This is a genomic window from Sphingomonas sp. P4_D12 (assembly GCF_056401895.1).
On the sequence record NZ_JBFUIL010000006.1, the window covers coordinates 186,348 to 212,273 of the forward strand.

The following is a 25,926-nucleotide window of genomic DNA, read 5'->3' on the forward strand; positions in this document are numbered from 1 at the left end:
CATTTTCGAGCTAGTTAAGGGTTGACGCGCTGGCTTCGTCCCGCATCCCGCTCGATCGAATCATGGCTTGGATCGTCTAGAACCGGCGATCGCAAAGCCAATCGCGACAGGCCTCAAACCGCCTTCGCCAGCACCTTCTTCAACCGCGCATGCGCCGACGCCTTGATCTGGCACACGCGCGCCGCACCGACGCCCAGCACATGCCCGATCTCCTCGAGGTTCAGTTCCTCGACATAATAAAGCTGCACCACCTGCGCCTCGCGCTCGGGCAGAGCGGCGATCGCGCCGACCAATGTCTCGCGCAGATCGGCTTCGGCGAGTTGCTCGAACGCGTCGGGTTCGTCGGACATGAACCACGGGCCGTCGTCGGTATAGACCTCGTCCAAGGAGTCGAACCGTACCGCTTCCGCGCTCGCATAATCGGCGCGCAGTTTTTCGACGCTGACGCCGAGCTTCTCGGCGACATCGGCCTCGGCGGGCGGCTTGCGGTCGACGGTCAGCGAGGCGACCGTTTCCTGATATTGCTTGCGCCGGCGCATCGCGCCGCGAGTCAGCGTCGCCTGGCGGCGGAGCTGGTCGATCATCGCGCCGCGCAGGCGGGTGGCGAGATATTGTTCGAACGTCACCTGGCCGCGATCCTCGAAACCGTGGATCGCCTCGACCAAAGCGACCAGCCCGATCTGGACCAGATCCTCGACCTCGCACACGCCCGAAATACTGCCATGGACATGCCAGGCGATGCGGCGGACGAGCGGCGAATGCTTGCGCACCAAAGCGTCGATATCGGCGCCGGTGCGACCATAGGTCAGCGGGCCCGTGATCGGTTGCGCGTTGGCGAACGCGCCCATCATCGGTTCCGCGCTCATGCCGCGAGCGCCTGGGGAGCGCCGATCACGGCGACGACTTCGACTGATTTCTCTTCAGGCACTTCGAAGAAACTCATCACTGGAGTGTCGGGGAGGCAGGTCTTGACCAGCTTGCGGATCGCGAGGCGGATCGAGGGCTGGACGACGAGCGCGAAGGGTTTGGCTTCGGCGACGAGCGGTGCCGCCGCTTGGGTCAGCGCGTCGACGATGCGGCGGCCGAGATCGGGTTCGATCGTGTGGCGGCGCGACGGGTCCGAGCGGACCGCCTGGCCGAGCAGCCCTTCGAGCTGCCCCTCCAGCGTCATCACGCGCAGCGGCTCGTGGACGCCGCACAATTTCTGGATGATCAGCCCGCCGAGATCGGGGCGGATCGCCTCGATGATCTCTTCGGCATCGACCGTGCGCTGCGCGGCGACCGCGATGGCCGAGGCGATGCGGCGGAATTCCTTGAGGCTGATGCCTTCGGCCAGCAGACCCTTGAGCACCTGGGTCAAGGTGGTCAGCGGCAACGGCGCCGGGGTCAGCGCGGCGACCAGCTGCGGATTGCGTTCCTTCAGCCCGTCGAGCAGCTGCTGGACCTCGTCGGCGCCGAGCATGTCGGAGGCGTTCTGGCCGAGCTGATGGTTGAGGTGCGTCGCGACCACGGTGCCGGCATCGACCACCAGATAGCCCTGGCCGGTCGCGGCATCGGCATCGCCCGGCTGGATCCAGGTCGCGTCGAGCCCGAAGGTCGGGTCCTTGGCCTTCTTGCCGCGCAATTCGCCGACGCCCTGGCCGGTATCGAGCGCGAGCATCTCGTCGGCCGATGCCTGGTCCTCGGCGATGACGACGCCGCCGACGATGATGCGATAGGTGTAGGGCGCGAGGTTGATGTCGTCGCGGACGCGCACCTGCGGCACGACGAAGCCAAGGTCCTTGCTGAGCTGACGGCGGACACCGGTGATGCGACCCATCAGCGGCGCACCGCGACGCTCGTCGACCAGCGGCACCAGGCCATAGCCGATGTCGAGATGGATCTGCATGCCGTCGCTGACTTCGTCCCAGCCGATCTTCGACAGATCGGGAGCAGGCGCGGCGGGTGCGGGCGGCGGCGGGCGATGCGCGATCTGGCGCAGCTTCCACGCGGCGAATCCGGCGATCGCGGCGGCCGACAGCAGTACCAGATGCGGCATGCCCGGCAGCACGCCGAGCAGGCCGAGGATGCCCGCGACCGGGGTCCAGGTGCGCGCGGAGCCGAACTGGGTGCCGATCTGGCCGGCCAAATCCTGGCTCGAGGTAACGCGGGTAACGATCGCGGCGGCAGCGATCGAGAGCATGAGCGACGGCAGCTGCGCGACCAGCGCGTCGCCGATCGCCAGCAGAATGTAGTTATGCGCCGCATCGCTGATCGACATGCCGTGGCTGACCGGCCCCAGGATCAGGCCGCCGATGATGTTGGCGAACAGGATCAGCAGGCCGGCGACCGCGTCGCCCTTCACGAACTTGGACGAACCGTCCATCGATCCGTAGAAATCGGCCTCGGTCGACACTTCGATGCGGCGGGCCTTGGCTTCGTCGGGCGTGATCAGGCCGGCATTGAGGTCGGCGTCGATCGCCATCTGCTTGCCGGGCAAGGCGTCCAGGGTGAAGCGCGCCGACACTTCGGACACGCGCCCCGCGCCCTTGGTCACCACGATCAGGTTGATGATCACCAGGATCGAGAAGACGAAGATGCCGACGACATAGTCGCCGCCGATCAGGAACGATCCGAACGCCTCGATGACATGGCCGGCCGCGCTCTCGCCCTCATGGCCATGGACCAAGACGACGCGGGTCGAGGCGACGTTGAGGCCGAGGCGGAACAGGGTCGCGAACAACAAAACGGTCGGGAAGGCGGAGAAATCGAGCGGCTTTTGCGCGTTCAACGCGACCATCAGCACCGCGAGGCTGATCGCGATGTTGGTCACGAAGAAGATGTCGAGCATGGCGGCCGGGATCGGCACCACCATGAGGACGACGAGCAGCAGGATGGCGCCCGGCAGGGCGGCGTTGCGGACGTTGCCGGCGAGGAGATTCTTCAGGACAGGCGGCACGCGTTACGCTCCCAGGCTCGCAAGCATCAGATAGGCCAGCCGCGCATTGTCAGGCGTCGGCCGGAGAAGGTTGACCGCGCTGGCGGAATTGGCGGGATCGGTCGGCGCGCCGGTCGAGGCCTGCGCGCCGTTGACGCGCATCAGCGCCGCCTTGGCCCAGGCCGCGGCGCTGCCGCTGGTATCCGCCGATCCGGTGATGACCTGCGCGTCGCCCAGCCCGGTGCCCAGCCCAGTGACCGAGGCGAGCGAGGCGAAATTGGCCTTGGCGGTTTCGAACGCGCTGGTGCCATAGGCCTTGGCGAACGCGGTCGCGCCCGATCCGTCGAGCGCGTCGGACGCGAGGCTGGTAGCGCCGACCTTGGCCGCGCCCTTGTCGAGCTTGGCGGCGAAGCGCTGATAGATGTCGCCCAGGCTACGGGCATTGCCGCCGGCATCGTAGAAGATCGAGCGATTGGCGCGGGCGGCGGCAGGAAACATCGCCGCGCCCGATGCGCCGGGATTGCTCTGCATCGTCTGGAGGAACGACTTGGCGCCGGCCAGGCCGAGGAAATGCGCCATATAGAGGTCGGTGCCGGTGGCGCCGCGGCCCAGCGAGCTTTCGAGCGATGCCTGGTTATCCGCGGCGAACTCGGCGGCCATCGTGGCGGAGACTTCGGGATTGTTGCGCAGGTTAAGGATCGCGCTCTTCATCTGCGGATCGCTCACCACCCAGCGATTGCCCGAGCGGGTGATGGCATTCGACGCCCAGCCCAGGCCATTCTCGGCGCCGTGTTGCTTGACGATACCGAGCCAGGACTGATCGATGAATTGATAGAGGCCGGTGGCCGACGAGGTGCCGGCGCGCGCGCCTGGGTTCAGCCCGCTTTCGAGCTGGGCCTGACCGAGCAGATAGTCGAAATCCATGCCGGTCGAGCGACTCGCATTCGCGATCGCCGTCCTGACGCGGTCGACATTTCCGGTAAGTGCTACGACGCCGCCCATGGGGTTTGGCTGAATGCTCCCTGTTACGGGGGTCACTCAGCAAGCAGCGTGCCAGTTTAGGTTAATGGGGAGTGGAAAACTCCCCTCCCGCTCGCGGGAGGGGTTGGGGGAGGGCGTGTCGAAACAACGCCGCCCCCTGAGAAACATGCCCTCCCCTAGCCCCTCCCGCAGGCGGGAGGGGAAGTAGAAGACCATCAGATTTCGTCGAAAAAACTTACGCGTACGCCGCGAGATGCCCGTTGGCGCGGTAGCCACCGGCAGCGTCACCGGCAAGAATTTGCAGGCGGCGACGGACATTTGCCGCCAACAGGTTGCAATAGATCCGCGCGGTCTCGTTCAGCCGCTGCGCTTCCTCGGCGAGCTCGCGCACGCCGGGTTCCAGCATGCCGCCGTCGATTGCCGCCAGCTCATTAAGGGCGGCCAGCTTGGCATTGGTCGCCTTGTCCAGCGCGTCGACATCGTTCGACTTCATCGCCGCAATCTCGGCGTGAAGCAGGTCGATTACCTTGATCAGGCCATCACGCCGCGTCATCGATCCATTCCCCCCTTAACGACAACATCCGGTCCGCGACCTTCTGCGGGTCGGGCTGGAAGCTGCCATCGGCGATCGCCCGGCGGAACCGGTCGACGCGTTCCGCATCCACCGGAGGCTTGGCGGCGAGTTCCTGCGCCAGCTGACCGACCGGGTGCGACGCCTGCATCTGCTGCTCGGGCGTGGCGATGGCCGACGCGATTTTCGCGGCAGCCGCCGCCCCGAGCACCGGAGCGATACGGGCATTGGGCGTTGAGCCCTTCGGTCCGATCGAGTCCACCATTGTCCACCCTGAAGCGTATCTGGATCATCGAACGTCCGCCTGCCCAAATTCTTTAGAAAAAATTATTCCGCGCCGGGAATCATCGCTTTGCCCGGCTCGACCGCGACCGCCTGGATCGGCGGCTTGCCGTCCTGGACGCGGATCAGCACGCGCGCGCCGGCCGCAGCATCGGTCGTCGCGATGCCGTCGCGCGTCACCGAAAAGGCGCCATCCCCCGCGACCACCGTCACCGGATCGCCGCGCTTGATGACGATCGCCGCCTTGGCCGCGACGACGGGTGCCGCCGCTGCCGGCGTCGCGGCAGAGGCTGGCCGTGCCGGCATCATCACGGGTACGAAGATACGCCATTGCGGATCGGTGCAGGTCACCACGACCGAATCGTGGCTGTCGGTGCGCCAGTTGAGCGAGACCATCGGACAGGTCGCGAGTTTCAGCCGCGTGTCGACCGCGGTGCGTGCACCGCCCGACTCGCCGATCGCATGGCCGGTAAAGCCCGCGACCGCTTTGTCGATCAGCGTGGTGCTCTGGAAGTTCTGCGCCGCGGCGGGGCTCGCCAAGAGCATCAGCGCGATGAAGGATAAAGGTCGGGTCATGGTTGTTTCCTGACGGGATCGCCGGTGAAGCTCATCGTCACCAGCGCGATGCGGCGGCCGGTTCCCGGCGTCGCGATCATGATACGGTCGGCGGCAACGCCGTGCGCGATCAGCCAGCTGGCGGTGGCGCGGGCGCGGTCGCTGGCCAGGATCTGCGCGCTGCCGGTGGTTGGGTCGCTATCGGCCTTCGTCCCCTCGGCACTGCCGGCGATCCGCAAGGTCACGCGCGGATCGCGCAGGCTTTCCATCGCGAAGTCGAGCAGGCCGTCGGTGATGACGATCCTGGCCGAACCGGGAGCGAACCCCGCGGCGGCGGAAGCGAGCGGGATCGGGTCGGTGGGGGTGGAGATCGCAGCGGTCGTCGCCGGCTTGCCGCCGAACCCCTCGCGCAATCCCTTGGCCAACGCCTGGCGATCGGTCGCCTGGACGAGCACGAAGAAGCCGACCAGCAACAAAGCGAGATCGGCCAGCGTCCATAGCCAGAGCGGCCGCGCGGGTGGCGGATCGAGCAGATCGGTCTCGCTCATAGCACCGCCGGCGTGAAACTGGTCGGCGCCTTGACGCGCCCCTTTTCGGCAAGCGCGGCAAGCGGCGCGACGAGCCTCGTGCGCTCTTCGGCTTCGGCGCGCGCGCGGCGGCGCAGGCGCACCGCGACCGGCATCGCGATCAGATTGGCGACCAGCGCTCCGTAGAGCGTCGCGAGCAGGGCAACCGCCATCCCCGCGCCGATCGCGGCCGGGTCGGTCATCGCCCAGAACATCTTCACCAGGCCGACCAGCGTGCCGACCATGCCCATGGCCGGCGCGACCTCGGCGGCGCCTGCCCACATGTCGGCGGCGGCGGCATGGCGCAAGATGCGCGCGCGGCGGCGTTCGTCGAGCTGGCGCATGATCTCATCGGGCGTCGCGCCGTCGACGATTCCGGCTACCGCGGCGGCAACATCGCGGTCGGCGATCACCGACCGGTCGAGCGCATGCATGCCGTGGCGGCGCGCGATCCGGCCAAGCGCGGAAATCTGGTCGACCAAAGGCGTCGCATCGAATGGTTTCCGCGCCAGCGCACCGAGCGCCGCGACACCGCGCCCGACATCGCCGAGCGAGGTCCGCAACAGGGTCGCGACCACAGTGCCGCCGGCCACGATGCCGATCGCTGCGGGGTCGAGGAAAGCGCCGAGCGTGATGGGGTCCGTCGTCATATGCGCGATGTACTGCAAGCATGGTGCCAGTTCGCCACCCGTCGCCCCGGCGCAGGCCGGGGCCGCTGCGTGGCGAGCAGAAAGCTTGGTAACTGGGCGGCCCCGGCCTCCGCCGGGGTTTCACGCGAGGTGACGGCAATGGCCGACAACACTCTGTTCGGGATACATGGGGCGGCGCTCGAAGTGCGCGGTCAGCGCATGGGCGTGCTTGCTTCCAATATCGCGAACGCCTCGACCCCCGGGTTCAAGGCGCGCGACATCGACTTTCAGCAGGCGCTGTCCTCGGCGACGGGCTCCGGCGGGCTGACCGACACCGGCCTCGCGGGCGCGACGAAATATCGCGTGCCGCTGCAGCCCAGTCTCGACGGCAATACGGTCGACCTGTCGACCGAGCAGACCGCCTTTGCCGAGAATGCCGTCCAGTATCAGACGACGCTCTCCTTCCTGAACGGGCGGATCGGCCAGATCACCCGCGCGCTGAGGGGCGAATAATCATGAGCAACGGACCGCTCACGATCTTCCAGGTCTCGGGCCGCGCGATGAGCGCGCAGCTCGTGCGCCTGAATACGACGGCCTCCAACCTGGCCAATGCCGGGTCGGTCGCGAGCTCCGCCGACACCGCTTATCGCACGATCAAGCCGGTGTTCCGCACCAGCTTCGACAAGGCCAGCGGCATGTCGACGGTCGACGTCGAAAGCGTCGTCACCGCGGGCGAGAACCCGACGAAACGCTACGACCCCGCCAACCCGATGGCCGACAAGGACGGCAATGTCTGGGAATCGGCGGTCGATGAGACCCGCGAGCTGGTCGACATGATGGAGACCAGCCGCAGCTACCAGAACAATGTCGAAGTCATGCAGACCGCCAAGTCGCTGATCCTCGATACCCTCAAGCTCGGGAAATAAGAGATGACCTCGACCTTCGATACCACGCTCGCCAATATCGGCATCGGACGCACCGGCGCCTCGACGCCGACGGTGGCGCCGGCCGGATCCGGGCAGACGCTTGGCCAGGCCGATTTCCTGAAGCTGATGACCGCGCAGATGCAGAACCAGGACCCGTTCAACCCGGTCGACAATACCCAGATGGTTGCGCAGATGGCGCAATTCTCGTCGCTCTCGGGCATTTCCGAGATGAACTCGACGCTGAAGTCGATCGCCGACAAGCTGACCGGCACCTCGGCCAACGACGCGCTTGCCTATGTCGGCAAGACCGTGCTGACCCAGGGCGATACCGCGTTCGGGCGCACCACTGGCGGCATTGCCGGCGCGGTCGATGTCGACAGCGCGGCGAGCGACCTCAAGGTCACGATCCAGGACCAGAACGGCAACGTCCTCAAGACGCTCGACCTCGGCGCGCAGACCAAGGGCACGGTCAATTTCGACTGGGACGGCAAGACCGAGGCCGGCGCCGACGCCGGCGCGGGTCCGTTCAAGGTCGTCAGCACCGCCAATGCCAATGGCGCCACCGTCGCCACCCACACCTTGGTCTGGGCGCCGGTCACTTCGGTCTCGATGCCCAGCTCGGGCAGCCCCGTCCTCAACGTCGCCGGGATCGGCAACGTCGACCTCTCCGCCGTTCGCCAGATCGGCTGATCCAACCCATCTCCCAAGGAGCCTGAACCATGTCCTTTTACACGTCGCTTTCCGGCCTCACCGCCGCCCAGACCCAGATGTCGACGATCTCGCACAACCTCGCCAACGTCGACACCAACGGGTTCAAGAAGAGCGTCACCGAATTCGCCGACGTCATCGCGTCGAGCGTCAATTTGTCGCCGACGATGATGGTCGGCGCCGGCACGATGGTGAAAGGCAACGTCCAGCAATTCAGCCAGGGCAATTTCATCCAGTCGGCCTCGGCGCTCGATCTCGCCATTTCGGGTGACGGCTTCTTTGCGATCAAGCCGCAGCTCAACGGCTCGAACGTCAATTACACCCGCAACGGCGGGTTCAAGGTCGACCCCGACCATTATGTCACCGACGCCCAGGGCGATTACCTCCAGGTCTATCCGGTCGACGGATCGGGCGCGGTCGTCGCGAGCGGGCTCGACCAGGCGATCAGCCTGCAGCTGCCGGCCACCAGCGGCACGCCCAGCCCGACCCAGAATGTCGGCATGACGGTCAATATGCCATCGAGCGCCGCGGTCCCGACCACCGCGACCTTCGATCGCTTCGATCCGTCGAGCTACAATCAATCGGCGCAGACCACCGTCTATGACTCGGCGGGCAACCCGCAGACCATGACCACCTATTTCAAGCGCGAGACGACTGGCGCACCGTCGACCTGGTCGGCCTATAGCTTCATCGGCGACAAACCGCTGACCGCGGGCGGGTCGGACCATATCACCATGTCGTTCGATGCGACCGGTGCGATGACCGCGCCGACCGGCGCCACGACGTTCGATCCGGTCACTCCGACGGGCGCCACTGCGGCGCAGTCGATCAACTTCACCCTGGGCGCTGCGAGCGCACAGACGCCGACGGCGTTCAACATCACCTCGCGCAGCGCCGACGGTGCCGCGATCGGCCAGCTTCAGGGCGTCACGGTCGACGGCGACGGCATGGTCAAGGCCAGCTTCTCGAACGGCGACGTCAAGTCGCTGGGCAAGGTCGTCTTGGCGAACTTCACCAACCCGGCCGGCCTTCGTCAGCTGGGCGACTCGACCTGGGCGGCGACCGGTGTGTCGGGCGCGCCGGTGGTCGGTTCGCCGGGCAGCGACGGCTTCGGCAATCTGATGTCGTCGACGATCGAACGGTCGAACGTCGACATCACCGAGGAACTGGTCAGCCTGATCGCGGCACAGCGCAACTTCCAGGCGAATGCCAAGGCGCTCGATACGGCCAGCCAGATTTCCGAGACGATCTTCAACATCCGCAGCTGATGATCGAGGCATTGGGGACTAAGACATGGATAAGCTGATCTATACCGCGGCGTCGGGGCTGAAGAGTCACATGGCGGCGCAGGCGGCGATCGCCAACAATATGGCGAATGCGTCGACGATCGGCTTCCGCGCCGAGAAGGTCAATTTCAACAGCCTGCTACTCAAGGGCGCGGGCTTCGACAGCCGCCAGCCGGCGTCGGAGAACATAACCGATTTCGACCGCAGCGCGGGCGCCGTTACCACCACCGGGCGCAACCTCGATATTGCCATTCCGGGTGACCAGTGGATGGCGGTTCAGGCGAATGATGGTAGTGAGGGCTATACGCGCCGCGGCGATCTAAGCATCTCTGCGACGGGCGTTTTGGAAACCGGCGACGGTTTCCCGGTGATGGGGTCGGGGGGCCCCATCACCGTGCCGCCCGCGACGTCGGTCTCGATCGCGCAGGATGGGACGATCTCGATCATCCCGGTCGGCGGCGACGCCAAGAACCCGCAGGTCATCGACCGCATCAAATTCGCCAGCGCGCAAGGCTCGCAGACCAGCAAGGGTCTCGACAATCTGATCCATGTGCAGGGCGGCGGCATTCTGCCGACCGACGAGAATGCCAAGTGCATCTCGGGCGCACTCGAACAATCGAACGTCAACATGACGCAGTCGCTGGTCGACATGATCGAGAACCAGCGCAGCTACGAAGTACAGGCCAATTTGATGAAATCGGCCAAGGACATGGACGAGAGCGCCGCATCCGTGATGCGGATGCCGAGCTAAGGAGTAGAATGAGATGAGCAGCGCAGCGATGCACATCGCCCGCACCGGCCTGGACGCCCAGGACATGCGGATGCGGGTGATCTCGAACAACCTGGCCAACGTCAACACGACGGGGTTCAAGAAGGACCGCGCGTCGTTCGCGACCTTGTCCTATCAGACGGTGACCGCCGCCGGCGCGCAATCGTCAAGCGACAGCAAATACGCCACCGGGCTCAACCTCGGCACCGGCGTGCGCATCCAGGGCACGTCGCGGATGGAAACCCAGGGAACGATGCAGCAGACCGGCAACGCGCTCGATCTGGCGCTCGACGGCGACGGCTATTTCCAGGTGCAGCTGCCCGGCGGCCAGCTCGGCTATACCCGCTCGGGCAATTTCTCGCGCTCGCCCGAAGGCCTCTTGGTCACCAACGAAGGCTATCAGGTGATGCCCGGCATCACCGTGCCCGAGGGTGCGACCCAGATCACTGTCGGCACCGACGGCACCGTGTCGGCGACGATCGCCGGCCAGACCGAACCGGCCCAACTCGGCCAGCTCCAGGTCGCGAACTTCCCCAATGCCGCCGGGCTGCAGTCGAAGGGCGACAATTACATGCTCGAGACCGCGTCGTCGGGCGCCGCCAATCTCGGCGTGCCGGGCGAAGATGGTCGCGGCACCGTCCGCCAGGGCATGCTCGAGGCGTCGAACGTCAACGTCGTCGAGGAACTGGTCGACATGATCGAATGCCAGCGCGCCTACGAGGTCAATTCCAAGATGATCTCGGCCACCGACGACATGCTCAAATACGTCAATCAGAACCTCTGATGCGCATCGTCACCACCATCGCCCTCGGCACCGCCGCGATCGGGCTCGCTCTGTCGGCCGGCGCGCCCGCCGAGGCGCGCCTGTTCGGCAAGAAGAAGCCGGCCGAGGATTATTCCGCCGCCCCGCCAGTGGCACCGCCGTCGGCGCCCGCCAACGGATCGATCTTCCAGCCGCAGAACGGCTATGCCGCGCTGTACGAAGGCTCGGTGGCGAGGAAGGTCGGCGATCCGCTGACCATCGTCCTGGTCGAGAACACCCAGGCATCGAAGTCGTCGTCGTCCAAGCTCGATTCGGGCGGCGGGTTCAGCCTGACCCCGCCGAGCACCGGCGCGCTGTCCCTGTTCAAGCCCAGCGACGCCTCGGTCAGCGGCGCGCGCAACTTCAACGGCAAGGGCACCGCCGACCAGTCGAACTCGCTGTCGGGCGAAGTCTCGGTCACGGTCGTCGCGGTCTATCCCAACAACACCATGCTGGTGCAGGGGCAGAAGCGCGTCACGCTCAACCGCGGCGACGAGTTTGTCCAGATCAAGGGCCTCGTCCGCTTCGCGGATATCAGCGCCGACAATCGTGTGCTGTCGACCCGCGTCGCCGATGCCCGCATCGCCTATACCGGCAAGGGCGACGTCGCTCGCGCCGGCCGCCAGGGCTGGCTCGGCCGCTTCTTCTCGGTGATCAGCCCGTTTTGATGGTTAGCGTCCTCTTAACCATCTCCATGCGACATGCCGACCTAATCGAATGATTGGATAAACTCCCATGCTGCGTGCCCTGCTCGTCTTCCTGACTCTGATGACCGGTTTCGCCGCGACCCCGGCCGCCGCCGATCGCGTCAAGGACCTGGGCGGATTCCAGGGCATCCGCAGCAACCAGCTGACCGGTTACGGCATCGTCGTCGGTCTGGCCGGCACGGGCGACGACAATCTCGAATATACCATGCAATCGATGAAGGCGGTCGCGTCGCGCTTCGGCCTGCAGCTGCCCGCCGGCGTCAATCCCGGCCTGAAGAACGCTGCGGTGGTGATGATCACCGCCGAATTGCCGGCCTTCGCCAAGCCCGGTCAACGGATCGACATCACCGTCGCCTCGATGGGCAAGGCCAAGTCGCTGCGCGGCGGCGCGCTGATCATGACCCCGCTGATGGGTGCCGACGGCCAGATCTATGCGATGGCGCAGGGCAACCTCGCGGTCGGTGGCCTGGGCATTGAGGGCAAGGACGGATCGTCGGTCGTCGTCAACGTCCCCTCGACCGGCCGTATCCCCGAAGGCGCCACGGTCGAACGCACGGTCGATACCGGGTTCGAAACCGCGCCGACGCTCGTCTTCAACCTCGCCCGCGCCGATTTCACGACCGCGCAGAATGTCGCCACCGCGATCAACGCGCGGTTCGGCGGCGGCGTCGCCGACGCGGTCGACGGCGTGTCGATCAAGGTCAACGCCCCTGCCGGCGCCGATGTCCGCGCGACGATGATGAGCGAGATCGAGAACCTGACTGTCACCTCGGCCGACCCACCCGCGCGCGTGATCGTCAATGCCCGGACCGGTACGGTCGTGATCAATTCAACCGTCCGCGTCGGCGCCGCCGCGATCACGCATGGCAAGCTGACCGTCCGCATCGACGAGAAGCAGACCGTGGTCCAGCCCGCCCCGTTCAGCCAGGGCCAGACCGCCAACGAACAGAAATCCGGCGTCAGTGTCGAGGAAGAGAAGCGTCCGATGTTCCTGATGAACCCGGGACCCAAGCTGGCCGATATCGTCAAGGCGGTGAACGCGATCGGCGCCACGCCGTCGGACCTCGTAGCGATCCTCGAGGCGCTCAAGGAAGCGGGTGCGCTCAAAGCGGACCTGATCATCCTGTGACCGATATTCCTTCACCGACCCAGCCCTTGGCCCAGCCGACGGCGGGCATCTCGACCGACACCAGCCGGCTGACGTCGCTTGCCAATCTTAAAAAGGCCGGCCAGCAGTTCGAATCGGTGTTCATCGGGATGATGCTGAAGTCGATGCGCCAGGCCAATCTGGGCGACGGATTGTTCGACTCCAAGAATTCGGAAACCTTTCGCGACATGCAGGACAAGCAAGTCGCGGAGAGCATGGCCGCGCATCAGCCGATCGGCATCGGCAAGGCGATGACCGAGTTCCTCGCGAAATCGCGAAAGGCGCTGCAGGATGCAGCGGCCGCCTCAGCCACATCGGCGGCGTCCCCCGCACCGGCCACGCCTGACGCAGGAACCACGTCATGAGCGACATGCTGTCGATCGGCGCGAGCGGGCTCAAGGCCTATCAGGTCGCGCTCAACACCGTGTCGGAGAATATCTCCAACGCCGGCACGGTTGGCTATTCGCGCCGCTCCGCTTCGACCTCCGAGGTGGCCGCGGTCGGCAAGAACACGTCGCTCAACGGCATGGGCTCACTGGTTACCGGGATCGTCCGCGCCGGCGATTTCTACGCCGCGGCCCAGGTTCGCACCGCGGGTTCCGACCTGGCGCGGACCGAGACCAGCGTCACCTGGCTCGACCGCATCGAATCGAGCCTCGACGGCAATCAGCTGAGCACCCGACTGTCGGACTTCTTCACCGCCTCGACCACGCTCGCCGCCGATCCGACATCGCTGGGCGCGCGCGCCTCGATGCTCGAAGCCGCGTCCGGCGTCGCCAGCGCGTTTTCGAGTACCGGCAAGGCGCTCGATCAGGTTGCCCAGGATCTCGACGGCACCGCGCGCTCGTCGGTCGAATCGCTCAATTCCGCAACTGCCACGCTCGCCCGGATCAATGACGGCCTCAGTCGCGCCGCCGCCGGCACTGCGGGCGCCGCGGCGTTGCTCGACCAGCGCGACCAGGTGCTCGAACAGATGAGCGCGCTGACCGACATCTCGGTCGACTTCGATGCGATCGGCCGCGCCACCGTGCATGGCGGCGGCAGCGCCGGCCCCGTCCTGGTCTCCGGCGCGCAGGCCGCGACGGTCATCTACACCTCCAATTCGGCCGGCGCGGTGTCGTTCAATGTGCTCAACGGCGCCGCGCAACAGAGTCTCGCCCCGAGCGGCGGCGCGCTGGCGGGCGTGGTCGATTCGATGCAGCGGGTGGTCGACGCCAAGAGCCAACTTCAGGCCGTGGCCCAGGATTTTGCCACTGGGGTCAACACGGTCCAGGCCGGCGGGCGCGACCTCGACGGCAATCCCGGCCAGCCGCTGTTCGCGCTCGGCACTGGCGGTACCGCCGACATGATGGTCACCCTCGACGACCCGCGCGGCATCGCCGCGGCAGCGGTCGGCGGCGGGACTCGCGACAACACCAACCTCACGGCACTCGCCGCGCTGCGCACGTCTGCCGGTTACGAGAATCGCATCGTCGACATGACGACCGCCAATGCCGCGACCCTGTCGCAGCGCAAGGCGGTGGCCGCGGCGCAGAACACGATCCACAGCAACGCCGTCGCGGCGCGCGATAGCGCTTCCGGCGTCAATCTCGACAGCGAGGCGGTCGACCTGATGCGCTTCCAGCAGGCCTATGCGGCGACCAGCCGCGTCATCCAGGTCGCGCGCGAAACGATGCAGACGATCCTCGATATCAGGTAGCCCCGATGCAGATCTCGACCAACCAATTCTACGCGTTCAACCAACAGAATATGCAGTCGCTGACCGCGACCGCGGATCAATTGCAGACGCAGATTGCGACGACCAAGCGGATCAACGCGCCATCCGACGACGCGGTGTCCTGGCGGCGGCTGCAGAGCCTCGCGCGCGATGGCGCCGACGACCTCGCTTATGGCGGCAATTTGACGCTCGCCGGCACGACCTTGAGCCAGGCCGACAGCACGCTGAGCTCGATCACCGACGCGCTCCAGCAAGCCAAGGAGCTCGCGGTCAAGGCGAACAGTGGTACGCTGTCGCCAAGCGATCGCGTGGCGATCGCCGACCAGCTCGACGCCATCGTCACCAATCTGGTCAGCTATGCCAACGTCAAGGATTCGCGCGGCGCTGCGGTGTTCGCCAATGGCGACGCCGATGCCGTGACCAGGAATGCCGATGGCACGTTCAGCTTCGCGGCCACCGGCCCGACATCGATCCCGGTCGGCGCCAACGAGTCGATCCAGCCCGGCGATTCGGCCGCGCGCGTGTTCGTCGATTCGAGCGGTGGCAACATTCTCTCCACCATTTCCTCGCTCTCGGCCGCACTCAGGGGCTCCGGTAACGTCTCGACCATCGCCGGCGCGACCGGCGACGCGCTGCAGGCAGCCAACGACCAGGCGGCGAGCGTCCAGGCCGGGCTCGGCGCCCGCGCAGCGCGAGTCGATCTGGAAACCTCGCGACTCAAGGATATCGCCACCAATCGCGAAGCGGCCCGATCGGCGCTCGAGGACACCGACGTCACCGCGACGATCACCAATTTGCAGAAGACGATGACGGTCTTGCAGGCGACCCAGGCGAGCTTCACCAAGCTCGCCAGCATGTCGCTGTTCGACTTCCTGAAATAAGTCCGGCGGCGCCACCCTCCGCAGCCGCTCCAGCGATGCTGCGGAGGGTGGCGCCGCACCCGGTTCAGCTCCGCTGAATCGACAAACCGCAACGTCCTTAACCGGTTGGCTACGAAAAGCCGGTTAACCATCGATCGAACCGGTCGTTATCCGGTTAGGCCGTGATTGCAGGGGGTAAGTAGAGCTAAGATGTTTCCGGCAATCGGCCTCGTTGTCCTACTGGCGATGGTCTTCGGCGGGTTCGTCTTCACCGGCGGCGCGCTGGGGCCCGTGCTCGAGGCCATTCCCCACGAAATGCTCATCATCGGCGGCGCCGGGGCCGGCGCGCTGATCATCGGCAACTCGCCCAAGGAGCTGAAAGGCCTGGGCAGCGGCATCATGAAAGTGATGAAGGGGCCGAAATACAAGAAACAGGATTATCTCGACGTCATCTTCCTCGTCTCAAAGCTGATGAAGATGCTGCGGATGGACGGGCCGATCGCGCTCGAACCGCATGTCGAGGACCCCAAATCGTCGGCGATCTTCGCCGAATATCCCCGCCTGCTCGCCGACCACACCTTGGTCAATCTGATCGCGGACACGTTGCGCCTCGTCGTCGTTTCGTCGGGCACGCTTGACGTCCACGCGGTCGAGGAAGTGATGGATAACGCGATCAAGACCCACCACCACGAAGTCGAGGGGCCGCAGGGGACGCTGCAGAACCTGGCCGACGCGCTGCCCGCTTTGGGTATCGTCGCGGCGGTGCTCGGCGTCGTGAAAACGATGGGCTCGATCGACAAGCCGCCCGCGATCCTGGGCGCGATGATCGGCTCGGCGCTGGTCGGTACCTTCCTGGGCGTGTTGCTTGCTTATGGCATGGTCGGCCCGCTGGCGACGCGCCTCAAGCAGATCATCGAAGCCGACGCGGCGATCTATCACGTCGTCAAGCAGATCATCATCGCCTCGCTGCACGGTCACCCGCAGCCGCTGGTGATCGAGGCCGCGCGCTCGGGCATCGCGCATTCGAACCAGCCCGCGTTCGCCGAGGTCTTCGACGGTCTGCGTGGACGCTGATCGTGCAGAGGCCGGCGTTCGTCCTTGATATTCGCGCAGAGGCGCAGAGGACGCAAAGGCGTTCACCCGCGCATCAGCGCAGCTATTCCGGGCCGCTCAGAGCGAAGGGCCGCCGGCGCGGCCGGGCAACGCCTCTCGGCGTCGTCCGCGCCTCTGCGCGAACCAATATCCTGCTGAAAGCGGAGGTCGCCTGATGGCCGCGCGCGCTCCCCACGGCAGCAATCAGCCCCCGAAGATCATCGTCAAGAAGATCTATATCGAGGCCCATGGCGCGCATCATGGCGGCGCCTGGAAAGTCGCCTATGCCGACTTCGTAACCGCGATGATGGCGTTCTTCCTATTGCTGTGGATCCTCGGCGCGACGACCGAGAAGCAGCGCAGGGGCATCGCCGACTATTTCTCCCCGACCTTGGTCAACATGAAGGAGAATAGCGCGGGGTCGAACGGCATGTTTGGCGGATCGTCGATCACCGACAAGGACAATTACCCGCACAAGGCCTCGCAGACCGGCACCAAGTCGCTGACCATTCCCGTCGGCGCGACCGGCGGGTCCAATATCGGCTCGGGCGAAAAGGGCTCGCTCAAGGCACGGCTGACCGCCGAGGATCAGAAGAATTTCCAGGACATGAAACGCAAGCTCGAACAGGCGATGAAGTCGCCTGCCTTCGCCAAGCTCGCGAGCCACGTGAAATTCGTCCAGACCCGCGACGGCTTGCGCATCGACCTGGTCGACGACGCCGATTATTCGATGTTCTCGCTCGGCACGACCCAGCTCGTGCCGGAAGCAAGCAACCTGATCGGCATGATCGCGGGATCGGTCAAGGCGATGGAAAATCCGATCATGATCCGCGGCCACACCGACAATCTGGCCTATGGCAATCCGCTGGCGATGAACAACTGGATGCTGTCGACCGGCCGCGCCGAAGCGACGCGCCGCCGGCTGGCATCGGGCGGACTGGTCGAGGATCGCTTCTACCGCATCGAGGGCGTCGCCGACCGCGAGCCGATGATCGAGAACAACCCCGCCGACCCGCGCAATCGCCGCGTGTCGATCACCTTGCTCTATCGCGCCGGGTCGTTCGACGATGGCGGCCGCACAAGCATTCCGACAGGGCCGGGAGCGCTCAGCAAATAGCCGCTCCGGGGCAGGACACGGCAAGAGTGCGAAGTGCGACGGCCCCGATTGCCAGGGGCGGCGGTTGCGATATCCTTCGTTGCTCCCCGGAGAATGACGATGCTGCTTAGCGCTGTGGCCCTGCTTCTCGCCGAAACCTCCAGACCCTATTCGCCACAACGCGCCCATGGACGATATACGAGCCAGAATTATGCGCTCGCTTTCCCATCGCTGCGCGAAACCTGGACATGCCCAATTCCAACCGACTGGACAGGAACGGACCATGGGACGATCCTTTTCCTCACTCCGCCTCGCCGGTGTTACGGCATCGGTTTCCCGTCGATCGCACGTGGTTTCGAACCTGGCACGACGCCGCGTATCGAGGTCTATTACGACGGGACATTCATCGACGACGGTATTCGCCCGCTAACCGCAAGATCGTGCCGCCAGGTCGCGACCATGCGCCTGTTCGGCAGCGAGCGCCCGGTCTGCGCCATGAAGGCAAAGGCGGGGCTGAGGATCGTCAGAATCGCCTCGCTCTACCGTCAAAAAGAATATGAGGTGGAGCTGACGCTCGTAACCACCCCGGCGCGATACCAGCGTGATTTCGCTACGTTGCAGCGTCTCACGTCCGTCATAGGGACCTGCGACCAGAATCGCGACAAGGGTCCCGGTGCGTGTACCGGCATCTACTGAGGCACTGCCACGCGGCAGTACTCAATCCGGTCGTGCACATGACGAATGCGACGGCCATTGCCGAGAACACCGGCGCGCCTTAGCCTCGTCCCATGCTGTCCTTCCTCCTGTTCGCCGCGGCGAGCGCTGCGCAACCCGTCGCTTCGGTTCGTGTCACGTTCGACCGCAAGGGCGAGACCTCGGCCCGCACCGAGGGCTTCGCCGATCCGGCGGTCAATCGCGGCGTAACGCCGGACGACCCGGTGCGGATCGCCTCGATCTCCAAGCTTGTGACGGCGATCGGGGTGATGCGATTGGTCGAGCAGGGCAAGCTCGATCTCGATTCGGACATATCCAAGTGGCTCGGCTACACCTTTCGCAATCCGGCTTTCCCGGACACACCGATCACACTCCGCTTGCTGCTGTCGCATCGTTCGAGCCTGACCGACACGATCGACTATGTCCTGCCGCTAGATGGCGACATGCGCGCGACCTTGGCCAATCCCAAGGCATGGGACGCCGAGCACGCCCCGGGCAGCTTCTTCCGCTACACCAATTTCAACTTCCCGGTCGTGGCCGCGGTGATGGAACGGGCGACCGGCGAACGCTTCGACCGGCTGATGGATCGGCTGGTGATCAAGCCGCTCCGGCTCAACGCTTGCTACCAATGGGATACGTGCGACGACGCCACGATCGCGCATGGCGTGGTGCTGTTCCGCGGCGGTCAGGTGACGCGCGACGACAATCACGGCAAGCGCCCCGCCTGCCCGGTCACACCGGCGACCAACGGCAGCTGCGACCTCTCGCGCTGGAAGGCGGGCGCAAATGGCGCTATCTTCGCGCCGCAATCGGGGCTGCATATCTCGGCGCGCGGGCTCGAGCGGATCGGGCGGATGCTGCTCGGCAACGGCAAGGTCGACGGTGTGCGGCTGCTCTCGCCCGCGTCGCTCAAGCTGATGGAGACGCCCGCCTGGACCTATGACGGCAAGAACGGCGACATCGGCGACGGCTGGGTGTGCAGCTATGGCCTCGGCATGTTCGTGATTCCGACGCCGCAAGCGGGGTGTCGCGACGATCCGTTCGGCGACGGCAAGCGGCGGTTCGGGCATCTTGGCGACGCTTATGGTCTCAAATCCGGATTGTGGGTCGACTCCGCCAGCGGTACCGGCGTGGCCTATTTCGCGACCGACGTGCCGACCGACAAGGGTATGCACTCGAGCTATACCATCACCGAGGAATCGCTAGCCCATCCTTGACGCCGACTGCCGCGACCGAAAGGATCGCGGCCATGAAGTTGCGCCTCGCTCTTACCGCCACCTTGCTCGCCGGTTGTTCGATCGGCGCCGCACCCTCCCCCGCCATGCAAGCCGACCTGATCCTGCGCGGCGGCACCGTCTATACCGGCGATGCCGCACCCTTCACGGGCGATGTCGCGATCAAGGACGACAAGATCGTCGCGGTCGGGCCGAGCCTGAAAATCGCCGCCGCGCGGACGATCGACGCGACCGGCATGATCGTCGCGCCCGGCTTCATCGATCCGCACACCCATGCCGGCCCCTGGCTCGCCTCGGCCGACGCGAAGACGCGGCTGATCCCCGCTTTCCTGCTCCAGGGCGTGACCACCGCGTTCATCGGCAACGATGGCGGCGGCGGCACCGATGTCGCCGCGACCTTGGCGACGCCCAAGACCAAGCCGGTCGGGCCCAACTTCGTCACCTATGTCGGCTTCGGCGCGATCCGCAGCCAAGTGATCGGCGGTGCCAATCGCGCGCCGACGCCGGCCGAGCTCGACAAGGAAAAGGCGCTGGTCGCCAAGGGCATGTGCGAAGGCGCGATCGGCTTCTCGACCGGGCTGTTCTACGCGCCGCAGAGTTTCTCCAAGACCGACGAAGTGATCGCGCTGTCGCAGGAAGCGGCCAAGCGCGGCGGCTATTACGACAGCCATATCCGCGACGAATCGAGCTACACCGTCGGCCTCGCCGCCGCGATCGACGAAGCGATCGCGATCGGCAAGGCGACCGGCATGCCGATCCATATCAGCCACATCAAGGCGCTGGGCGTCGATGTCCAGGGCATGGCGCCGGCGATCATCGCCAAGATCGACGCCGCGCGCGCGGCCGGGGTCAACATCACCGCCAGCCAATATCCCTGGTCCGCCTCAGGCACGAGCCTAGTCGCCTCCTTGATCCCGCTCTGGGCGCAGGACGGTGGCGATGCCGCGCTGATCAAGCGGTTCGATGATCCCGCGCTCAAGCAGAAGCTGCGGGAAGGCATCGCCGAAAATATGCGAAAGCGTGGCGGGCCGCATTCGCTGCTGATCACGGAGGGGCAATGGCGCGGCAAACGCCTCGACGAGATTGCCGCGGTAATGAAGACCGATCCGATCTCGGCCGCGATCGCGGCGATCCGGGTGCACGATGCCGGGGTCGTCTCGTTCAACCAGAGCGAAGCCGACATCGCCGCGTTCATGAAGCAGCCCTGGGTGATGACCGACAGCGACGCGTCGAGCGGCCACCCCCGCGTCTGGGGGACGTTCGCGCGCAAATATGCCAAATATGTCGTCGCGGATAAGGTGATCAGCCTGCGCGATTTCATCGAGCGCAGTTCGTCGGTCACCGCCAAATGGTTCGGACTGACCGGACGCGGCGAGCTCAAGCCTGGGGCGTTCGCCGACGTCGTGATGTTCGACCCGAAGACCTATGCCGCGCAGGCGACCTACGAGCAGCCGACTTTGCCGGCGACCGGCGTGAAGACTGTCGTCGTCAATGGCAAGGTCGCGGTCGACAACGGCAAGCTGACCGGCTCCGCCGCCGGCCGCGCGCTGCCGCATACGCCGACGCCCGGCACCTGTTCATAATGCTGCCCTCACCCTTCCGGCGCTTCGCGCCTCCCTCCCTCTCCCGCATGCGGGAGAGGGAAGGGGCCCATCGCGCCAGCGATGGGAAGGGTGAGAGCCTGTGAACCCTCTGCGCTTCTGGTTCGCCATCCCCTTGTGGCAGCGCGTCGTCGGCGCGCTCATCCTCGGCGTGATCTTCGCGCTCGCCTGGCCGGCGGGCGCCCCGTACGTCCAGTTCATCGGCGACCTGTTCGTCCGCGCGATCCGCATGCTGGTCGCGCCGATCGTGCTGGTGACGATCGCCGCCGGCATCACCAGCCTCGCCGATCCCAGGAAGCTCGGCAGCCTTGGCGCGCGCACGATCGGGCTGTTCGCGGCGACCACCGCGATCGCGGTGTCGGTCGGCATGCTGGTCGCGACCGTGATCCGCCCCGGCGCCGGCGCCCCGCTCGGCACCGCCGCGCCGCACGCGCTGGGCACGCCGGTCACGCCCTATGACCAATTGATCGCTATCATTCCGCTCAACATCGTCGATGCGCTGGCCAAGGGCGACATGCTCGCCCTCATCTTCGTCGCGATCCTGTTCGGGGTCGGCACGGTGCTGACCGGGGAAGCGGGCAAGCCATTCGCCACGTTCCTCCAGGCGACCTCGGCGGTGCTGCTCAAGGTCGTGACGATCGTGATGGAAGCGACTCCGTTCGGCGTGTTCGCACTGATCGCCAATGCGGTCGCGGCCAATGGCGCCGCGGTTTTCGTCCATGTCGGCTGGCTCGCGCTGGCGGTGGTCGTCGGGTCGCTGATCCAGATGCTGGTGGTGCACAGCCTGTTGCTGCGCCTGGTCGCCAAGCTACCGGTGCTGCCCTTCTTCCGCGGCATCGTCGACGCGCTGGTCGTCGCCTTTTCGACCGCGTCGAGCGGGGCGACGCTCCCCGTCGCGATGCGCGTGTCCGAGGACAATCTCGGCATCAGCCGTCCGGTCTATTCGACCGTGCTGCCCTTGGGCGCGAGCATCGGCAAGGACGGCACCGCGATGTATGTCGGGCTGCTCAGCCTGTTCGCGCTCCAGGCGTTCGGCACACCGTTGACGCCCTCGGTATACCTGCTCGTCCTGCTCACCGGATCGCTCGCCGCGTTTGGCACCGCGCCGGTCCCCTCCGCGTCGCTGTTCATGCTCGCCGCGGTGCTGTCGGCGGTCGGCGTCCCGCCCGAGCAGACCGCGCTCGTCGTCGGCTTCGTCCTACCGTTCGACCGCCTGCTCGACATGACCCGCACCGTGCCCAGCGCGTGTGCCAACCTCGCCGTCGCCACGACCGTCGCGCGCTGGGAAGGCGAGCTCGACGAAGACATCTATCGCTCGGCCGACGATGAGTGACGCCCCGCTGATCGAAGCGAGCCTGATCGCGCTCGACGGCCGCGAGGCCGCGATGCGCGGGCTGTTGTTCGATCGCTTCTTCGCGCGCTTCCCCGAACGCCGCGCGATCTTCATCCATGTCGACGCCACCTCGGTGCGGATGACCGACGAGACGCTGCAATGGATGTACGGGCTGGCACAGGATCGTAAATGGGTCTGGAGCCAGGTTGCCGAACTCGTCTTCAACCACCGCAATTACGGCGAGCTCCGCCAGGACGAATATGATGTGTTCGTCGACTTCGCGATCGATGCGCTGCGCGACACGATCGACCATTGGGACGCGGCGACCGAGGGCGCGTGGCGGCGGCAGGCAGCGACGCTCAAGACATTGATCGCGCGGGCACGCGCCGAATGGGCGGCGTCGCCGCTCGCTTTTTCGTGAGCACAAATCGCGATACCGTTGTTCCGACAGGAATCATTGTTGACTACAGATGTAGTCGATCTACCCTTTCAGCGAATCATCCTTTCGCTGGAGACCCGAAAATGACCGCCCCTCGCTTCGCGATCGTCGCCTTGCTCGCATCGGCAACGTCCATGCCCGTCCAGGCACAACGCGCGGCGCCTACCGCGGTGGCACGCACCGGTACCGCCATCGCGCTGACGCCAGCGGCACGTAACGCCGCGATCGACCAGATCATCGGCACGATCGAAAAAGGCTATGTCTTTCCCGACCGCGTTCCCGCGATCGTCGCCAGGCTGAAGGAGGGGCTCACCCAGCGCTACGACACCGCCGATCCCAGCGTCTTCGCCGAACGGGTAACGACCGATCTCCGCGCCGCCAGCAACGACCGGCACATGTATCTCAACTACGCGCCTGACGAATTCGCCGCAGCGGGGAACGCCGGGACCGCCGCAAACGACCAGAAGGAGAGCCCGGCGCTGGCAGCGATCCACCGCCGCACCGCGATCCGCGCCAATCATGGCCTGGCCCGGATGGACATCCTGCCGGGCAATGTCCGCTATCTGAAGATCACCGGGTTCGAGTGGGTCGATGACCAGACCGGCGCAGCGTACGATTCCGCCATGCGCTTCCTGCGCGACGGCGATGCCGTCATCATCGACTTGCGCGGCAATGGCGGCGGCTCGCATGCCGCGGTCCGCTATCTGCTCAGCCACTTCATGGACGGCGACACGCTCGACATGACCTTCCTTCAGGCCGGCGAGCCGCCGTCGCAGTCGCGGACGCTGGAATATCTTCCGGCCGGACGGCTCAAGGGCAAGCCGCTCTATGTGCTGATCGACCAATATGTCGGGTCGGCCGCGGAGGCCTTTGCCTATGACGTCCAGCAATTTCGGCTGGGAACATTGATCGGCGCGACGACCGCGGGTGCGGCGAACAACAACCGCTTTTCGCCGATCGCACCTGGATTCATGCTGAGCGTCTCGTTCGGCCGACCGGTCCATCCGATATCGCAGTCGAACTGGGAGAAGAACGGTGTGTCGCCCGACGTGGCGATCGATCCCGGCCTGGCATTGGATACCGCCCAGTCGCTGGCGCTGGCATCGCTCGCCGCTCGGCCCAACGCGGACGCCGGCCATCGTGCCGATTGGCAATGGGCGCGCATCGCCATCGATGCCCGCCTGCGTCCGCCGGTAATCGCCGAGGCCAAGCTCCGGTCGTGGACCGGCGTCTATGGCACCAACCGCATCGGGTTTCAGAATGGCGGCCTGACCTACCAGCGGACCAACGGTCAGGTGGTGAAGCTGGTACCGCTGACCGCCGACGGGCTGTTCTCGATCGAGGGCTATGACGATCATCTCCGAGTTCGCCTGACCGGCGATGCCATGGAGCGGCAATGGATCGACGAGCCCAGCGCGACCCGCATTCCCAAACAATAGAGGATCCGATGGCGACATTGCCGACGAAGAAAACCACGCTCGCCCTGCTCGCTGCGCTGACCGTCTCGGTTCCCGCGACGGCGCAGGACAAGGACCTCACGGCGCGGGTCGAGGCGACGCTGGCACAGCTGGCCGGGCCGGGGACGCGGTTCGGCATCGTCGTGGTCGACGACCAGGGCCGCGACGTGGTCGCGATCAACCCCGATGCGCGCTTCATCCCGGCGTCGAACACCAAGATGTTCACCACCGCGACGGCGCTGGCGACGATGGGCGACCTGACCCAGCCCGACACGACCGGGGGTGCCGCTGTGCGGCTCGACGGGCGCGACGTCGTGCTGATCGGCAATGGCGACGCGCGGCTGTCGGGCGCCGACGATTGCACGGTCGATTGCCTGACGACGCTCGCCGATGCGGTCGCGAAAAAGACGCGCGTGGTCGGCGATGTCATCGGCGACGACACCCTTTTGCCCGACGAGCGCTGGGGCCCGGGGATGAGCTGGAACAACATCCCGACGCGATCGGGTACCGGCACCTCGGCGCTGACGATGGACGACAATGAATTACCGGTGACCATCACGCCCGGCCCGGTCGGTTCGGTGCCCAAGGTCGAGCTGCCGGCTTATTACACGGTCGATAACCGTCTGATCACCGTTCCCGGCGCGAAAAGCTCGGTCGAGTTCGATCGCGCGCCCAATGGCTTTGAGCTTCGCCTGACCGGCACGGTCGGCGCCGACGCCAAGCCCGAAAAGCTGCGCGTCGGGATCGACGATCCGGCGCGCTACGCCGCCTGGCGCTTCGTCCAGTTGTTGAAGGCACGCGGTGTCCGCGTCACCGGCAAGGTCAACGTCCGCCACCGTCCATTGATGCCCGGCGACGATCCGGCGATCCGCGGCAACGCGCCGCCCGCCCGGCCGCCATTGCCCCCGGCACTCGCCAAGCTGACTCCGCCGCCGCTGATCGATGACATGCATCTGACGATGAAGGTCAGCCAGAATCTCCACGCCGAACTGTTCCTGCGCCGCTCGTCGCTGGTCGCCGGCAGCGGATCGATCGCCGATGGCCAGGTCGCGGTGCGCGCGATGCTCTCCAAGGCCGGCGTGCCGCGCGCGGCATTCGACTTCTCGGATGGGTCGGGCATGTCGAGCTACAACCGCGTCGCACCGCGCGGCGCGGTGATCATGCTGCGCTGGATCGCGACGCAGCCCTGGGGCGCGGCGTGGCGCGAGACTTTGCCTGTCGGCGGGGTCGACGGCACGCTGGCAAAGCGCTTCGGCGGGACTTTGCTCGACCACAAATTGTTCGCCAAGACCGGCACGCTCAACGCCTCGGCTGCCTTGTCGGGCTATATGATTGCCAAGAGCGGCCGTACGTTGACCTTCTCGACTTATGCCAACGACATCCCACCGGGCGTCGAAGCGACCAAGGCGGTGGACGCCGCGCTGGAACTGATCGCCGCGGAGAATTGAAGGACACCAAAGCGGAGCGACACGGCTGGTCAGTCAGCCTAACCAACCACGCACATTGCCCGTCGGAAAAAATTTGCGAACTCATGTC

At 65.9% G+C, this 25,926-nt stretch carries 28 protein-coding genes; 20 read left to right on the plus strand and 8 right to left on the minus strand.

Translation table 11 applies throughout. From position 1 onward, the window contains the following. Positions 1–113: 113 nt before the first annotated feature. From AC1DSD_RS13440 to AC1DSD_RS13475, 8 genes are all read right to left on the minus strand, one after another. On the minus strand, positions 114–866 hold the full coding sequence (locus AC1DSD_RS13440) for a sigma-70 family RNA polymerase sigma factor (RefSeq protein WP_478030740.1): 753 nt from the start codon (positions 864–866) through the stop codon (positions 114–116). Continuing rightward, complete coding sequence (flhA, locus tag AC1DSD_RS13445; RefSeq protein ID WP_478030742.1) at positions 863–2,938, minus strand: flagellar biosynthesis protein FlhA; 2,076 nt, start codon at positions 2,936–2,938, stop codon at positions 863–865. Before flhA ends, AC1DSD_RS13440 begins: the two co-directional genes overlap by 4 nt. Before the next feature lie 3 nt (positions 2,939–2,941). Further along, positions 2,942–3,919 (minus strand): lytic transglycosylase domain-containing protein, encoded by a 978-nt coding sequence (locus AC1DSD_RS13450; RefSeq protein WP_478030743.1) that lies wholly within the window; start codon positions 3,917–3,919, stop codon positions 2,942–2,944. Positions 3,920–4,133: 214 nt separating this feature from the next. Further along, positions 4,134–4,451, minus strand: a complete 318-nt coding sequence (locus tag AC1DSD_RS13455; RefSeq protein ID WP_478030744.1) for a flagellar protein FlgN — start codon at positions 4,449–4,451, stop codon at positions 4,134–4,136. Further along, the gene (gene flgM, locus AC1DSD_RS13460; RefSeq protein WP_478030746.1) at positions 4,438–4,734 is read right to left on the minus strand and encodes a flagellar biosynthesis anti-sigma factor FlgM; all 297 of its coding nucleotides are present in this window, start codon (positions 4,732–4,734) and stop codon (positions 4,438–4,440) included. The genes AC1DSD_RS13455 and flgM overlap by 14 nt, the downstream gene beginning before the upstream one ends. Positions 4,735–4,796: 62 nt before the next feature. Further along, positions 4,797–5,327 (minus strand): flagella basal body P-ring formation protein FlgA, encoded by a 531-nt coding sequence (locus AC1DSD_RS13465; protein ID WP_478030748.1) that lies wholly within the window; start codon positions 5,325–5,327, stop codon positions 4,797–4,799. Then, entirely contained in the window at positions 5,324–5,854 is a 531-nt protein-coding gene (locus AC1DSD_RS13470; RefSeq protein ID WP_478030750.1) for an OmpA family protein, read from the minus strand. The genes AC1DSD_RS13465 and AC1DSD_RS13470 overlap by 4 nt, the downstream gene beginning before the upstream one ends. Next, positions 5,851–6,522, minus strand: coding sequence for a motility protein A (locus AC1DSD_RS13475; protein ID WP_478030751.1), 672 nt, complete (start codon positions 6,520–6,522; stop codon positions 5,851–5,853). The genes AC1DSD_RS13470 and AC1DSD_RS13475 overlap by 4 nt, the downstream gene beginning before the upstream one ends. Before the next feature lie 138 nt (positions 6,523–6,660). Between AC1DSD_RS13475 and flgB the strand changes: the two genes are divergently transcribed. From flgB to dacB, 20 genes are all read left to right on the plus strand, one after another. After that, positions 6,661–7,014, plus strand: a complete 354-nt coding sequence (gene flgB, locus AC1DSD_RS13480) for a flagellar basal body rod protein FlgB (RefSeq protein ID WP_066807891.1) — start codon at positions 6,661–6,663, stop codon at positions 7,012–7,014. 2 nt (positions 7,015–7,016) lie between these two features. Next, positions 7,017–7,427: a flagellar basal body rod protein FlgC gene (flgC, locus tag AC1DSD_RS13485; RefSeq protein ID WP_478030753.1), complete on the plus strand. Its 411-nt coding sequence runs from the start codon at positions 7,017–7,019 to the stop codon at positions 7,425–7,427. Between the two features lie 3 nt (positions 7,428–7,430). After that, positions 7,431–8,117: a flagellar hook assembly protein FlgD gene (locus AC1DSD_RS13490; RefSeq protein WP_478030755.1), complete on the plus strand. Its 687-nt coding sequence runs from the start codon at positions 7,431–7,433 to the stop codon at positions 8,115–8,117. Between the two features lie 29 nt (positions 8,118–8,146). Then, positions 8,147–9,403, plus strand: coding sequence for a flagellar hook protein FlgE (locus AC1DSD_RS13495; RefSeq protein WP_478030756.1), 1,257 nt, complete (start codon positions 8,147–8,149; stop codon positions 9,401–9,403). Positions 9,404–9,428: 25 nt separating this feature from the next. Continuing rightward, on the plus strand, positions 9,429–10,172 hold the full coding sequence (flgF, locus tag AC1DSD_RS13500; RefSeq protein WP_478030758.1) for a flagellar basal-body rod protein FlgF: 744 nt from the start codon (positions 9,429–9,431) through the stop codon (positions 10,170–10,172). Positions 10,173–10,185: 13 nt separating this feature from the next. Next, positions 10,186–10,974, plus strand: coding sequence for a flagellar basal-body rod protein FlgG (gene flgG / locus AC1DSD_RS13505; protein WP_478030759.1), 789 nt, complete (start codon positions 10,186–10,188; stop codon positions 10,972–10,974). After that, positions 10,974–11,660, plus strand: coding sequence for a flagellar basal body L-ring protein FlgH (locus AC1DSD_RS13510; RefSeq protein WP_478030761.1), 687 nt, complete (start codon positions 10,974–10,976; stop codon positions 11,658–11,660). Before flgG ends, AC1DSD_RS13510 begins: the two co-directional genes overlap by 1 nt. A 67-nt stretch (positions 11,661–11,727) precedes the next feature. Beyond that, positions 11,728–12,828, plus strand: a complete 1,101-nt coding sequence (locus AC1DSD_RS13515) for a flagellar basal body P-ring protein FlgI (RefSeq protein WP_478030762.1) — start codon at positions 11,728–11,730, stop codon at positions 12,826–12,828. Continuing rightward, positions 12,825–13,211, plus strand: a complete 387-nt coding sequence (locus AC1DSD_RS13520) for a rod-binding protein (RefSeq protein ID WP_478030764.1) — start codon at positions 12,825–12,827, stop codon at positions 13,209–13,211. Before AC1DSD_RS13515 ends, AC1DSD_RS13520 begins: the two co-directional genes overlap by 4 nt. Continuing rightward, positions 13,208–14,545, plus strand: a complete 1,338-nt coding sequence (gene flgK, locus AC1DSD_RS13525) for a flagellar hook-associated protein FlgK (protein WP_478030765.1) — start codon at positions 13,208–13,210, stop codon at positions 14,543–14,545. The genes AC1DSD_RS13520 and flgK overlap by 4 nt, the downstream gene beginning before the upstream one ends. A 5-nt stretch (positions 14,546–14,550) precedes the next feature. Then, on the plus strand, positions 14,551–15,444 hold the full coding sequence (locus tag AC1DSD_RS13530; RefSeq protein ID WP_478030767.1) for a flagellin N-terminal helical domain-containing protein: 894 nt from the start codon (positions 14,551–14,553) through the stop codon (positions 15,442–15,444). A gap of 189 nt (positions 15,445–15,633) precedes the next feature. After that, complete coding sequence (gene motA, locus AC1DSD_RS13535) at positions 15,634–16,497, plus strand: flagellar motor stator protein MotA (protein ID WP_478030768.1); 864 nt, start codon at positions 15,634–15,636, stop codon at positions 16,495–16,497. A 193-nt stretch (positions 16,498–16,690) separates the two neighbouring features. Further along, a complete protein-coding gene (locus AC1DSD_RS13540) occupies positions 16,691–17,632 on the plus strand; it encodes a flagellar motor protein MotB (RefSeq protein ID WP_478030769.1) in 942 nt (313 codons plus the stop codon). A 93-nt stretch (positions 17,633–17,725) separates the two neighbouring features. After that, positions 17,726–18,307 carry a hypothetical protein gene (locus AC1DSD_RS13545; protein WP_478030771.1) on the plus strand — a complete coding sequence of 194 codons (582 nt, stop codon included), beginning with the start codon at positions 17,726–17,728 and terminating at the stop codon, positions 18,305–18,307. A 92-nt stretch (positions 18,308–18,399) separates the two neighbouring features. Continuing rightward, on the plus strand, positions 18,400–19,542 hold the full coding sequence (locus AC1DSD_RS13550) for a serine hydrolase domain-containing protein (RefSeq protein WP_478030773.1): 1,143 nt from the start codon (positions 18,400–18,402) through the stop codon (positions 19,540–19,542). Positions 19,543–19,574: 32 nt separating this feature from the next. Then, positions 19,575–21,143, plus strand: a complete 1,569-nt coding sequence (locus tag AC1DSD_RS13555; protein WP_478030775.1) for an N-acyl-D-amino-acid deacylase family protein — start codon at positions 19,575–19,577, stop codon at positions 21,141–21,143. A 100-nt stretch (positions 21,144–21,243) separates the two neighbouring features. Then, on the plus strand, positions 21,244–22,494 hold the full coding sequence (locus AC1DSD_RS13560; protein WP_478030777.1) for a dicarboxylate/amino acid:cation symporter: 1,251 nt from the start codon (positions 21,244–21,246) through the stop codon (positions 22,492–22,494). Beyond that, a complete protein-coding gene (locus AC1DSD_RS13565; RefSeq protein ID WP_478030778.1) occupies positions 22,487–22,915 on the plus strand; it encodes a globin family protein in 429 nt (142 codons plus the stop codon). The genes AC1DSD_RS13560 and AC1DSD_RS13565 overlap by 8 nt, the downstream gene beginning before the upstream one ends. Positions 22,916–23,016: 101 nt before the next feature. Continuing rightward, positions 23,017–24,372 (plus strand): S41 family peptidase, encoded by a 1,356-nt coding sequence (locus AC1DSD_RS13570; RefSeq protein WP_478030780.1) that lies wholly within the window; start codon positions 23,017–23,019, stop codon positions 24,370–24,372. 8 nt (positions 24,373–24,380) lie between these two features. Then, entirely contained in the window at positions 24,381–25,838 is a 1,458-nt protein-coding gene (gene dacB, locus AC1DSD_RS13575; protein ID WP_478030782.1) for a D-alanyl-D-alanine carboxypeptidase/D-alanyl-D-alanine endopeptidase, read from the plus strand. Positions 25,839–25,926: the final 88 nt, after the last annotated feature.

Bases quoted from the DNA above. Each gene is read 5' to 3' on its own strand.
- AC1DSD_RS13440 (WP_478030740.1), bottom strand. From the start codon at position 866: ATGAGCGCGGAACCGATGATGGGCGCGTTCGCCAACGCGCAACCGATC.
- AC1DSD_RS13450 (WP_478030743.1), bottom strand. From the start codon at position 3,919: ATGGGCGGCGTCGTAGCACTTACCGGAAATGTCGACCGCGTCAGGACG.
- AC1DSD_RS13455 (WP_478030744.1), bottom strand. From the start codon at position 4,451: ATGACGCGGCGTGATGGCCTGATCAAGGTAATCGACCTGCTTCACGCC.
- flgM (WP_478030746.1), bottom strand. From the start codon at position 4,734: ATGGTGGACTCGATCGGACCGAAGGGCTCAACGCCCAATGCCCGTATC.
- AC1DSD_RS13465 (WP_478030748.1), bottom strand. From the start codon at position 5,327: ATGACCCGACCTTTATCCTTCATCGCGCTGATGCTCTTGGCGAGCCCC.
- AC1DSD_RS13470 (WP_478030750.1), bottom strand. From the start codon at position 5,854: ATGAGCGAGACCGATCTGCTCGATCCGCCACCCGCGCGGCCGCTCTGG.
- AC1DSD_RS13475 (WP_478030751.1), bottom strand. From the start codon at position 6,522: ATGACGACGGACCCCATCACGCTCGGCGCTTTCCTCGACCCCGCAGCG.
- flgB (WP_066807891.1), top strand. From the start codon at position 6,661: ATGGCCGACAACACTCTGTTCGGGATACATGGGGCGGCGCTCGAAGTG.
- flgC (WP_478030753.1), top strand. From the start codon at position 7,017: ATGAGCAACGGACCGCTCACGATCTTCCAGGTCTCGGGCCGCGCGATG.
- AC1DSD_RS13490 (WP_478030755.1), top strand. From the start codon at position 7,431: ATGACCTCGACCTTCGATACCACGCTCGCCAATATCGGCATCGGACGC.
- AC1DSD_RS13495 (WP_478030756.1), top strand. From the start codon at position 8,147: ATGTCCTTTTACACGTCGCTTTCCGGCCTCACCGCCGCCCAGACCCAG.
- flgF (WP_478030758.1), top strand. From the start codon at position 9,429: ATGGATAAGCTGATCTATACCGCGGCGTCGGGGCTGAAGAGTCACATG.
- flgG (WP_478030759.1), top strand. From the start codon at position 10,186: ATGAGCAGCGCAGCGATGCACATCGCCCGCACCGGCCTGGACGCCCAG.
- AC1DSD_RS13510 (WP_478030761.1), top strand. From the start codon at position 10,974: ATGCGCATCGTCACCACCATCGCCCTCGGCACCGCCGCGATCGGGCTC.
- AC1DSD_RS13515 (WP_478030762.1), top strand. From the start codon at position 11,728: ATGCTGCGTGCCCTGCTCGTCTTCCTGACTCTGATGACCGGTTTCGCC.
- flgK (WP_478030765.1), top strand. From the start codon at position 13,208: ATGAGCGACATGCTGTCGATCGGCGCGAGCGGGCTCAAGGCCTATCAG.
- AC1DSD_RS13530 (WP_478030767.1), top strand. From the start codon at position 14,551: ATGCAGATCTCGACCAACCAATTCTACGCGTTCAACCAACAGAATATG.
- motA (WP_478030768.1), top strand. From the start codon at position 15,634: ATGTTTCCGGCAATCGGCCTCGTTGTCCTACTGGCGATGGTCTTCGGC.
- AC1DSD_RS13540 (WP_478030769.1), top strand. From the start codon at position 16,691: ATGGCCGCGCGCGCTCCCCACGGCAGCAATCAGCCCCCGAAGATCATC.
- AC1DSD_RS13545 (WP_478030771.1), top strand. From the start codon at position 17,726: ATGACGATGCTGCTTAGCGCTGTGGCCCTGCTTCTCGCCGAAACCTCC.
- AC1DSD_RS13550 (WP_478030773.1), top strand. From the start codon at position 18,400: ATGCTGTCCTTCCTCCTGTTCGCCGCGGCGAGCGCTGCGCAACCCGTC.
- AC1DSD_RS13555 (WP_478030775.1), top strand. From the start codon at position 19,575: ATGAAGTTGCGCCTCGCTCTTACCGCCACCTTGCTCGCCGGTTGTTCG.
- AC1DSD_RS13565 (WP_478030778.1), top strand. From the start codon at position 22,487: ATGAGTGACGCCCCGCTGATCGAAGCGAGCCTGATCGCGCTCGACGGC.
- AC1DSD_RS13570 (WP_478030780.1), top strand. From the start codon at position 23,017: ATGACCGCCCCTCGCTTCGCGATCGTCGCCTTGCTCGCATCGGCAACG.
- dacB (WP_478030782.1), top strand. From the start codon at position 24,381: ATGGCGACATTGCCGACGAAGAAAACCACGCTCGCCCTGCTCGCTGCG.